The sequence below is a fragment of the Haloactinopolyspora sp. genome, assembly GCF_027324685.1.
GTDB lineage: Bacteria > Actinomycetota > Actinomycetes > Jiangellales > Jiangellaceae > Haloactinopolyspora.
Genome location: NZ_DAHVSH010000011.1, coordinates 1 through 10,399, shown reverse-complemented (window position 1 = coordinate 10,399; position 10,399 = coordinate 1). Strand labels below are relative to the sequence as shown.

Genomic DNA, 10,399 nt, shown 5'->3' with positions numbered 1-10,399 from the left:
CCCTTGGCTGCGTGCTGGACGAGCTCACCGACGGAGAGGTCGGCCATGTGAACTCCCGGTACTCTGCCACAACCGCCGGAACAGAAGTCGTCGTCGACTGGCGGCAGAGGGCGCTTTCAGCCCTGACCGAGTATATGACCTCATGAAGACTCGCCGTCGGTGACGGGGACGTGCCTCCGGGCACGACATCGTGTCGTGCGTCGCCCACGTTCCCGTCACCCCCCGTTTTCATGATCATCGCAGTGCTGCCCCCCGCAAGGCTGCGATGATCTCGACGATGCGGAGCCTGATTAAGGCCCGCCGCCAGTCCGAAGTGGAGCCAGCGCCGCGAACCGGCTGGAGGGAGGCAACGGAGCTGGAATCGTGCACCCGTGCCTCCCGAGTTGTCGCGGCGCACGACCGGAGGTCTCCGGACGGCGGAACGCCTCTGGTGGCTTTGGGGCGTTCACCTGTACAGAGTCGCCGCGAGCGCCTCAGATACATCGAACCGGAAAAATCTTCGTGGATTTTCCGGATGCGGCCGAACCGGGGCAGTGTCAGTCGCCCTTGCGGCGGCCGAACATGATCTCGTCCCAGCTGGGCACGCTCGGGCGCCGGGACCGGCTGGACCCACCGGACGCCTTGCGCTGCGGCGGGGCGGGTTGGTCGGCCGTGGGGGCGAGGTCGGGCTGTTCCTCGGTCTCGACCCGCGAGGCGATGTCGCTCAGGCGCAGGCGTTCGCTGGTGGCTTCGTCGTCGCTGGTGTCGGCGGCTTCCGGCTGATCGCTGGGCTCGCTGAACAGCTCGGGCTCGCGACGTCGCCGCTCGGCGGGCCGGTTACCGCGCTGACCCCGCCGCGAGCGCCGGGCGGCCGGAATCGGCGCGGTGTGCTCACGCTCGTCGTCATGGTCCGCGCTACCTGTGGCCCGGGCCAGCTCATGGATCGGTGCGCCGGCGGCGAGCGGGACGCCCGCCACCGCATCGGAGCCGTCGTCGGCCGGTGGCGATTCGACGACCGACAACCGGGCCGGCCCGGCCGGCACGTCGGGCTCTGGTGCAGGTGCCGGTGCGGGTTCAGGCTCGACCGGCGCGACGCCGGCGATGACGCGGGCGGGATCGTTCTCCGGCTGTACCGAGCGACCGGACGGGTCGAAGGAGAACAGCGCGGTGTCGTCCGCCTCACCCTCACCCCACGTGAACTGGACCAGCCACCGCCCGTCCTCGCGCCGCCAGGCATCCCATTCCAACTGCGACGGGTCGGTGCCGTGTGCGGTGGCCGAGGCGTTCGCGGCAGCTTCGAGGGTCTGCGGCGGCCCGTCGCCACCCAGCCGGCGTACGGTGGCCTGGCGAGCGCGCTCGGCGATGTGCTCGCGTTCGGCGAGGACCGGACCGGCGAATCGCTCGACCTTGTCTCGTGGCATGCCTGCCACCGCAGCTACGGCGTCAAGCGACTCCCCAGCTCTGATGCGGGCCTGGATGTCGCGTGGACGTAACTGGCTTTCGAGCTGGATATCCAACTGTCCCAACCTCGCTCGGTCGCCTCGGATCGCGGCGTGCAGGCGGTCGTCCACGCGCAGCGCCATCAGTTCGTCGTCGTGTCCGGCGAGGTAAAGATGCGTGCCATCGTCGCTGACGGCCATCAGCCGCAGTTCACGCATCTCAACACCTCCTACACACGACTGGCACCATCGTCACCCGGATGGTGGCTGCAACCAAGCCGCCACGCCGCCGCACGTCCAGGTCAGGCGATGTTCTCAGCGGCCCAGGACGCGATCGAGATACCCGTTGGCCATGGTTCGGTGCGGGTCGACCTCGTCACGTACCGCCAGGAAAGCACCCATCCGGTCGTACTGATCACGAACATACCCGGCGTCCATCGTGTGCAGTTTGCCCCAGTGCGGGCGTCCGGAGTACGACGTCCACAGCCGCTCCACCGCGGTGAACCACCCGCTGTAGGCGGTGCGCGGGTAGGCGTGCACGGCGACGTAGACGGTGTCGCGGCCGTAGGCCGGCGACAGCCACACGTCGTCGGCCGGAGCGAAGCGAACCTCGACCGGAAACGCGATGCGCCACGGCCCGCGGGCGGTCAGGTCCCGAAGTTCGCGCAGCGCGGGTGCAGCGGCGGCCAGCGGCAGGGCGTACTCCATCTCGTGGAAGCGCACCCGCCGTGAGCTGGTGAACACCGCAGGGGCGTCGTCGACGTACGTGCGCCGGCCGATGAGCCGGCTCGCGGCCCGGTTGAGCATGGGCGTCGCCTGCGGCGCAGCCCTGCTCAGCCGCTGCACCGCGGCCACCCCGGCGTTCTCGACGACCTCGTTGGCCAGCCACGAGGCCACCCGCCCGCGGCGGCTCGGCCGGTCGGTGGTGCGCCGATTGCGCTTGAGCTGCACCGCGCCGGTGAACGGCAACCAATAGAACTCGCAGTGTTCCTCGTCAGCGGCCAGATACGGCACGTTGTCGAGGACGTCGTCGAGGCGGGCCGGCTCGGTCACGGCCCGCAGCGTGAACGCCGGCTCCACCCGGAACGTGACGGCGGTGACGATCCCCAGTGCGCCCAGACCGAGCCGGGCGGCGTGAAACAGCTCGGCGCCAGACCCGTCGTCGTGCCGGCCGACGTCGATCAGTGTGCCGTCGGGCAGGACCATGCGCAGGTCGGTCACCGCGGCCGACAGGGAGGCCGAGCCCCGGCCGGTGCCGTGGGTTCCGGTGGCGATGGCGCCGGAAACGGTCTGCACGTCGATGTCGCCCATGTTCGTCAAGCCGTAGCCGTGGGCCGCGAGCAGGGCATTGAGCTCGTGGATCGTCGTGCCGGCGCCGACGGTGGCCCGGGCGCCGCGGACGCCGTCGGGCCGCAGCGAACGCAGCCCGCGCAGGTGGTCGAGACGGACCTGTACACCGTCGGTAGCCGCGACCGAGGTGAAACTGTGTCCCGCACCCACCGCCTTGACCCGGCGCCCGGCGGCCGCCGCCGCCTTGACCACGGCGGCGACCTCGGCGTCGTCGCGTGGACGCACGATCTCCGCCGGTTCGAAACGGACGGTGCGGGCCCAGTTCTGCCACGTCATGGCAGTACCGTCTCACGGGCCGGCGGCCTGGCGAGGGGCTTCGAAGTGGCCCTGGGTGTGCATTGGCCCGCGGAGATTGGCAGGATCGTAGGTGTGAGTGCACCACGAGACCGTGTCGACCCGTACGAGGCCCTGCTCGTCCTGTCCTTCGGCGGACCGGAGCGCGAAGAGGACGTGATGCCGTTCCTCGAGAACGTCACCAGGGGCCGCGGCGTGCCGCCCGAGCGGCTGCACGAGGTCGCAGAGCATTATTTCGACTTCGGGGGCCGTAGCCCGATCAATGCCCAGAACCGGGCGTTGGTGGCCAGCTTGGAGCATCAGCTGGCCGAGTCCGGGCTGTCCATTCCGGTCTACTGGGGCAACCGGAACTGGCACCCCTTCCTCACCGATGAGCTCACGCGGATGCGCGATGACGGGATCCGCCGCGCCGCCGTCTTCGTGACCAGCGCGTACGACTCGTACTCCGGATGTCGTCAATACCGGGAAGACCTGGCCAGGTCGGTGGCCGAGGTGGGTCCGAGCGCGCCGCGGCTCGATCGGCTGCGGTTGTGTTTCGACCATCCAGGGTTCATCACCGCGAACGCCGACGGTGTCGTCGGCGCGCTGGGTGACCTGCCGTCGGACCTCGCCGACTCCGCTCGGCTGGTCTTCGTCACCCATTCGATCCCGACGGCGATGTCCGACACGTCGGGGCCCACGGGTGGGGCGTACGTCGCGCAACATCTGGCGGTGGCCGAGGCGGTGGCGTCCCGGGTGGCCGAGCGCACCGGCGTCGAGCACGAGCACGACCTCGTCTACTGCTCACGCAGCGGCCCACCGGAGGTGCCGTGGCTGGAGCCGGACGTCAACGACCACCTGGCCGCGCTGGCCGAGCAGGGCGTTCGGGCGGTGATCCTGGCCCCGATCGGGTTCCTGTCCGACCACATGGAGGTCGCCTACGACCTGGACACCGAGGCGCTGGCCACCGCGAAGGACCTCGGCATCGAGGCCGCGCGGGCGGCCACGGCCGGTACGCACCCGGATTTCGTCGCCGGCGTGGTCGACCTGCTCACCGAGCGGGCGGCCGTGGAGCGCGGCGAGCCGGTCGAGCGGGCCAGCGCACTGCCGATCGGCCCGTCCGCCGACGTGTGCCCGGCCGGGTGCTGCCCCAACCTGCGCGAGCCGCTGCCCGCATTGTGCGGCGAGGACGCCCCGCCCCACCCGAGCGCTTGATCGATCAGTCCTGTTGGCGTCCACCCACGATCCCGAGGAGCTCACCGTGACGGCGGAGCCCGCAGCACTGTTGACCCTGGCCGAGACGACCGCCCGCGAAGCAGGGGCGATGGTGTACCAGCGGCGCGAAGCGGTGGAACGGATGGACGTCGCCGCCACCAAGTCGACGCCCACCGACGTCGTCACCGAATCCGACACGGCGGCCGAGGCGCTCATCCGCGACCGCTTGCTCGCGGCGCGGCCGGACGACGGCATCCTGGGGGAGGAGGACGGGCGCACCGCGGGCAGCTCCGGCGTCGACTGGGTGGTCGACCCGATCGACGGGACGGTCAACTACCTCTACGGCCTACCGCACTACGCGGTGTCGATCGCCGCGCGGGTGGACGGCGTCGTCGTCGCGGGGGTCGTGCACAACCCGGCCAGCGGCGAGACCTGGACGGCCACCGCGGGAGGCGGAGCGTACTTGGACGGACGCGCGATCAGCGTGACCGGCTGCGACCAGCTCGGTATGGCGATGGTCGGGACCGGCTTCGGCTACGACGCGCAGCGCCGGGCGAGGCAGGCCGCGGTGCTGCTCGAGTTGGTGCCGGTGGTCCGAGACATCCGCCGGGCCGGCGCCGCTTCACTCGATCTGTGCGCGGTGGCGGCAGGACGGCTCGACGCGTACTACGAGCGTGGCCTCCAGCCCTGGGACGTCGCCGCCGGAGCGCTCATCGCCGAGCAGGCCGGCGCGACGGTCACCGGACTGCACGGCGCTGCGCCGGGCGAGGACCTGGTGCTCGCCTCGGCACCCGGCGTCGTGGACGAGTTGCGCTCGCTGTTGGAGCGGCTCGGGGCGGACCGCGACACGCCGTAGGTTCAGCGGTGGCGGCGGCTGCCGGCCAACGCCTCGCGCATCGGTACCTTCGACCCCATACGCAGCACGGCGCCTTCGTAGATGCGAGCGGCCAGCACGATCAGCGCGGCGATCAAGGCGAGCATGAGCGCCAGCGACAGGGTGACCTCCCAGGCCGCGGCGTCACCGCGAGCCATCCGGATCGGCATCACCAGCGCACTGAACGGCGGGACGACGCTGACGACGTCGACCAGCGTGCTGCCCGGGCTCAGGAAGGCCAGGAAGCTGGCGAAGTAGGAGATCATCGTCATCATCGTGACCGGGGTCGTGACGTTCTGCAGCTCCTCCTGGCGCGAGATCCGTGCTGCTGCCGCGGCGGCCAGGCACGCGTAGGCGGCATAACCGAGCACGAACCAGCCGAGTGAGAGCAGCACGGGCGTGATCATGGCCGCGCTGAACCCGAGCAGGCCCACCGCGCCGGCGATACCGAGGCCGAGGACGCCGATGAGCACCAGCTGCAACAGACCCAGCAATCCGATGCCCACGATCTTCCCGCTCAACAGCGCCCGGGGCGGGATCGAGGCGAGGATCACCTCCACCACGCGGCTGGATTTCTCTTCGACCACGCCCATCGCCACCCACATCGAGTAGCCGATGAGCTGGCCGAACAAGACCATCGAGCCGAAGAAGGCGATGGTTCCGCGCAGGGTGCGCTCCTCGGCGTCGGGGTCGAGGGTGACCGTCGACAGCCGGGCGCTGCTCAGGGCTGCGGCGACCTGTTCTGGATCGATGCCGGCCTCGGTCAGCGCCGCCTGGCCCGCGGCCTGGTTGTAGGCGTTTTCGAGCACGACCCGCAGCGCGTCGTCCAACGAGCGTTCGACGATCACCGAGTCGCCGTCGACGTAGGCGTCGATGTCGCCGTCCAGCGCCAGCTGCTCGGCCTCGTCGGCAGCGGCAACGTCGACGAACGTGATGTCGACGTCAGCGATCTCGGCCTGCTGTTCGACGGCTGCGCGGAGCGCGGCGTCGTCGCCCAGCAGCGCCACGTCGAAGGCGTCTTCGCCGAGGTCGGTGAACCGCGGCAGCAGGGCCACGACGGCGATGATGCCGACCGTGATGGCGGTGGACACGAAGAACGAGCGGTCTCGGATGCGCTGCCCGAACTCGCGCCGGGCGACGAGCACGGCGGCCTGGCGGAACGACAGCGAGCGCCGGTTCATGCGGACTCCTCGAGTACGGCGGAGCCGTCGTCGGTCACCGCTTCGCGGAACAGTTCGGTCAGCGACGTCCGCACGGGGGCGAAGAGCCGGACCGGGCCCAGCGCGCGTGCGGCGTCGAGCAGCTCCTGGTCGTCACCGGACTTGAGCTCCACCACGGCGGTGTGTCCATCGTCCTCGACGAGGTCGGCTCCGGGCAGGTGCAGGCTCAGTTGCAGCGGCCAACCCGCGGCGGCGTCGACACCGACCCGGTATCGCTGCTGCGCCCGGCTCAGCAACTGATCGACGCTGCCGTCGGCGACCAAGCGGCCGGAGCGGATGATGCCGACACCGTCACACAGCCGTTCCACGAGATCGAGTTGGTGGCTGGAGAACACCACGGCGGCACCGGCGTCGACGCGTGCCCGTAGGACTGCGGCCATGGCGTCGACGCCCATCGGGTCCAGTCCGCTGAACGGCTCGTCGAGGACGAGAAGGGACGGGTCGTGCACGAGCGCGGCGGCGAGTTGCACGCGCTGCTGGTTCCCCAGCGACAACGATTCGACCCGATCGGAGCCGCGTTCGCTAAGAGCGAGCAGGCCCAGCAGCTCGTCGGCGGTCCGGCGCGCTGTGTTTTTCGCCACACCGTGCAGCTGGGCCAGATACACCAGATGGTCGTGAACGCGCATCTTGGGGTACAAGCCACGCTCTTCCGGCATGTAACCGAAATCACGTCGAACGTCGCGGTCCACCGGGCGGCCCTGCCAGCGCACCTCGCCGGAATCGGGCTCGAGCACGCCCAGAACGATGCGCATCGCGGTCGTCTTGCCGGCACCGTTGGTGCCCACGAATCCGTACATTTGCCCTGGTCGGACCGTGAATGAAAGATCGTCGAGCGCCACGATGTCGCCGTATTTGCGCGACAGCCGGTCCAGCTCGAGCATGGGTCCCCCCGGGTTCGGGTGTGGTTTCGAACGCTGGTGTTCGCCGACTGAATGGCGGCGAGCGTCGACAAACACCGTCGGCGTTCGTCGACGAACATGGTGCCACTGCCAGGGCGCGCGAGCAGGATCGGCCACCGATACCGCGGGCGATTCGGGGTATAGGTCGGTGGGTCGGTGTTCGCCCCTTCGACGGCATCGGGCAGAATCTGGCGCTCGGAGCGGGCACAACCACGGACGCTTGTGCGTTACGAAGGGGCACCGAAGCAAAAAGGGATCCGGCGATGCCACCGACGGACCACTATCGCGCCCAGTGAGGGGGACAACCATGGCAACCGATTACGACGCACCACGCAAGACCGACGACGAGCTCTCCGAGGATTCGCTCGAGGAGCTGAAGAATCGCCGAATGGACAAGTCATCCGGGATCGTCGACGTCGACGAGTCCGAACTGAACGAGTCCATGGAGCTGCCCGGCGCGGACCTGTCCAACGAGGAACTCGCGGTGCGAGTCCTGCCGCGGCAGGCTGACGAGTTCACCTGTTCGCAGTGCTTCCTCGTCCATCACCGCAGCCAGCTGGCGAAGGAGAAGAACGGGCAGTTGGTCTGCCGCGATTGCGCGGCCTGACCCGCCGTTTCCCTCACTCGCCGGTTCCGGTTCCCTGACGCGCCGCCTCGAGCACGGCCACGAGCCGCTCGGGGCGGCGCGTCGATACGATCCAATACGGTGTCGGGTCGGCCGGGTCCGCGACGCGCACCCGCACCACGCCGTCGACGTAACCCCGCAGCGCAGTGAACGCCCTGGGGTCGAGGTCGTGCCCTCTGGCCGCCCGTGCGGCCGGACCGCTGAAAGCGGCCACGTCGCCGATGGCGGACAACGGCAGCACCGCGCGCCCGACCCTGAACCCGGCATCGTCCACCCGGATGGTCAGCGCGCCGTAGGTGAGCAGCAAAGCCGCGCCCAGGGCCGCCAGCCCGAGGCCGACCGGGATCGACACGGACGGGCCGTAGGCGTGGTGATACACCACCCACACCGAGGCAGCCAGCCCGCCGAGCAGCAGCCACCACGAGACCGGCACGGCGAGTCGCTCGCGGTAGTTCTCCACGCCAGCAGGGTGTCACGAGGCGTCGCCGGCCTGGCGGTAGGGTCAGCGTTCGTGAACGGACCACGACATGCGCGCGAACCGGCGACGCTGCCGCCGCGGCATCCCGACGCGCCCGCGCCGGGCGAGCGGATCGCCTCGCACTACAGCCTCTGCGTGGGCTGCGGGCCCGCGCACCCCACGGGGTTGCACGTCGTCGTCACGGCCGGCTCCGGGTTGACGGTCTCCGGCCGGTTCACCGTCACCGAAGACCACCAAGGCGCGCCGGGACTGGCGCACGGCGGGATTCTGTCGTTGGCCTTCGACGAGGTCCTGGGGTCGTTGATCTGGCTGGTCGGCCGGCCGGCGGTCACCGGCCACCTCGAAACCGACTTCCGGCGCCCAGTCCCGGTCGGCACGACGCTCGACATCCGTGCCCAGGTGGACGGCGCGGCCGGGCGCAAGCTGTGGATGTCGGCCACCGGCCGCGAGGGGGACGAGCACGGCCCGGTGAGTGTCACGGCTGCTGCGGTGTTCGTCATCGTCGACGGCGCCCATTTCACCGAGCACGGCCGGCCCGAGGACGTCGCGGCGGCCCGGGAGCACGACGACGTCCGGCAGGCGGCACGCGCAGTGGAGGTCAACCCGTGACCGAATCGGTCGACGTGCTGATCAGACGGCTGGATCCCGACGTTCCGCTGCCGCGCTATGCGCACCCGGGTGACGCCGGGGCCGACCTGGTGACCACGAGTGACGTGGTCGTCGAACCGGGGGAGCGGGCGATGGTCGGTACGGGTATCGCGATCGCCCTGCCCGCGGGATACGCTGCTTTCGTCCACCCGCGTTCGGGCCTGGGGTACCGGCTGGGTGTCAGCATCGTCAACGCTCCGGGGACGGTCGATGCCGGCTATCGGGGTGAGATCAAGGTGTTGTTGGTCAACCACGACCTGCGTGCGGCCGCGAGGTTCACCCGCGGCGACCGGATCGCGCAGCTGGTGATCCAGCGCGTGGAGCACGCGGTGTTTCACGAGGTCGACCAGTTGCCCGGCTCGGCGCGGGGCGACGGCGGACACGGGTCGACGGGGACGTCCTCGGCCACTCATGACGGAAGGAAGTAAGCCAAGTGTTCCGACGCCGGCGGCGTGGCGATGAGGCATCGACACCGGATCACGGTCCGGAGCCGGTCGAAGACTCCGGAGCCGCACTCGAGACGGTGGGCAAGTCCGATCGCAGCGGCGGGCCCTACGACGCGGCGGAGGTCGATCTGGACGAAGCTCGCCGGGGGCGTATCGACCTCGGCGGGTTGCTGATCAAGCCGGTCGCCGGGATGAAGATGCAACTGCAGGTCGACAAACGCAGCGGCAATGCCACCAGCGTCGTACTCACCGTGGACGAAGCGGCGGTGCAGCTCGTGGCCGTGGCCGCGCCGCGGAGTTCGGGCCTGTGGGAGCAGACGCGCCTGCAGATCGCCGAGGACGCCAAGCGCCGCGGGGGCCGCCACGAGGAGGCGCCGGGGCCGTTCGGCACCGAGATGCGCCTCGTCGTTCCGGTCCAGTCGCCCGAGGGCAAGCAGGTCCTGCAGCCGTCCCGGGTCTCGGGCATCGACGGCCCGCGCTGGATGTTGCGAGCGACGTTCCTGGGCAAGGCCACCACCGACGCCTCGGTGTTCCAGCAGCTTGCAGCCTTGGTGCGCCAGGTGGTCGTGGTGCGTGGCGCCGGGCCGATGCCGCCGGGGGACGTGATCACCCTCAAGCCGCCGCCAGACAGCCAGTCCGGGGCGGGCGGCGGCGAGCCCCTGCAGGCTTGAGCCCGACTAGGCTCGATGAGTATGGGAGTGCACACAGGCCGCCGCGGGCTGTGGGACGCCGTGACGCGGTTGACCGCCTCTGACGAGGAAGTCGACGCCGAAGAGTTGCGTGACGACGCCCGTTCCTCCGGCTGTCAGGCGGTGGCCGAGGTGCCCGAACGGTCCCTCGCGCGGGTGCGCGGAACGTTGCGCTCGGTGACGCTTCAGCCGCGGGTGGACACACCGGCGCTCGAAGCGGATTTGTTCGACGGTTCGGACTCGGTGACACTGATATGGCTGGGC

General features: G+C 70.2%; 11 protein-coding genes and 1 pseudogene. 7 read left to right on the top strand and 5 right to left on the bottom strand.

All coding sequences use genetic code 11. The annotated features are described in order from the left end of the window. Positions 1 to 536: 536 nt before the first annotated feature. Together sepH and M6444_RS01825 are read right to left on the bottom strand one after the other, a co-directional pair. A complete protein-coding gene (sepH, locus tag M6444_RS01830; protein ID WP_298322355.1) occupies positions 537 to 1,637 on the bottom strand; it encodes a septation protein SepH in 1,101 nt (366 codons plus the stop codon). A 96-nt stretch (positions 1,638 to 1,733) separates the two neighbouring features. Beyond that, a complete protein-coding gene (locus tag M6444_RS01825) occupies positions 1,734 to 3,044 on the bottom strand; it encodes a D-arabinono-1,4-lactone oxidase (RefSeq protein WP_298322353.1) in 1,311 nt (436 codons plus the stop codon). A gap of 93 nt (positions 3,045 to 3,137) precedes the next feature. On the opposite strand from M6444_RS01825, the gene M6444_RS01820 reads away from it, so the two are divergent. Together M6444_RS01820 and M6444_RS01815 are read left to right on the top strand one after the other, a co-directional pair. Beyond that, on the top strand, positions 3,138 to 4,256 hold the full coding sequence (locus M6444_RS01820) for a ferrochelatase (RefSeq protein ID WP_298322351.1): 1,119 nt from the start codon (positions 3,138 to 3,140) through the stop codon (positions 4,254 to 4,256). A 46-nt stretch (positions 4,257 to 4,302) separates the two neighbouring features. After that, positions 4,303 to 5,112, top strand: coding sequence for an inositol monophosphatase family protein (locus tag M6444_RS01815; protein WP_298322349.1), 810 nt, complete (start codon positions 4,303 to 4,305; stop codon positions 5,110 to 5,112). A gap of 2 nt (positions 5,113 to 5,114) precedes the next feature. Here M6444_RS01815 and M6444_RS01810 read toward each other — a convergent pair whose 3' ends face one another. Next, positions 5,115 to 6,311 (bottom strand): ABC transporter permease, encoded by a 1,197-nt coding sequence (locus M6444_RS01810; protein ID WP_298322347.1) that lies wholly within the window; start codon positions 6,309 to 6,311, stop codon positions 5,115 to 5,117. Then, positions 6,308 to 7,231: an ATP-binding cassette domain-containing protein gene (locus tag M6444_RS01805; protein ID WP_298322345.1), complete on the bottom strand. Its 924-nt coding sequence runs from the start codon at positions 7,229 to 7,231 to the stop codon at positions 6,308 to 6,310. Before M6444_RS01805 ends, M6444_RS01810 begins: the two co-directional genes overlap by 4 nt. A 325-nt stretch (positions 7,232 to 7,556) precedes the next feature. Here M6444_RS01805 and M6444_RS01800 point away from each other — a divergent pair, with 325 nt between their 5' ends. After that, positions 7,557 to 7,856: a DUF4193 domain-containing protein gene (locus M6444_RS01800; protein WP_298322343.1), complete on the top strand. Its 300-nt coding sequence runs from the start codon at positions 7,557 to 7,559 to the stop codon at positions 7,854 to 7,856. 13 nt (positions 7,857 to 7,869) lie between these two features. Here M6444_RS01800 and M6444_RS01795 read toward each other — a convergent pair whose 3' ends face one another. Further along, positions 7,870 to 8,334, bottom strand: coding sequence for a DUF3093 domain-containing protein (locus tag M6444_RS01795; RefSeq protein WP_298322340.1), 465 nt, complete (start codon positions 8,332 to 8,334; stop codon positions 7,870 to 7,872). Positions 8,335 to 8,385: 51 nt separating this feature from the next. Here M6444_RS01795 and M6444_RS01790 point away from each other — a divergent pair, with 51 nt between their 5' ends. From M6444_RS01790 to M6444_RS01775, 4 genes and pseudogenes are all read left to right on the top strand, one after another. After that, complete coding sequence (locus M6444_RS01790) at positions 8,386 to 8,961, top strand: PaaI family thioesterase (protein ID WP_298322338.1); 576 nt, start codon at positions 8,386 to 8,388, stop codon at positions 8,959 to 8,961. Next, positions 8,958 to 9,428: a dUTP diphosphatase gene (gene dut, locus M6444_RS01785; RefSeq protein WP_298322336.1), complete on the top strand. Its 471-nt coding sequence runs from the start codon at positions 8,958 to 8,960 to the stop codon at positions 9,426 to 9,428. The genes M6444_RS01790 and dut overlap by 4 nt, the downstream gene beginning before the upstream one ends. Positions 9,429 to 9,433: 5 nt before the next feature. Next, positions 9,434 to 10,117, top strand: a complete 684-nt coding sequence (locus M6444_RS01780; protein WP_298322334.1) for a DUF3710 domain-containing protein — start codon at positions 9,434 to 9,436, stop codon at positions 10,115 to 10,117. 21 nt (positions 10,118 to 10,138) lie between these two features. Further along, positions 10,139 to 10,399, top strand: a pseudogene (locus M6444_RS01775) (DNA-binding protein); the annotation flags it as partial.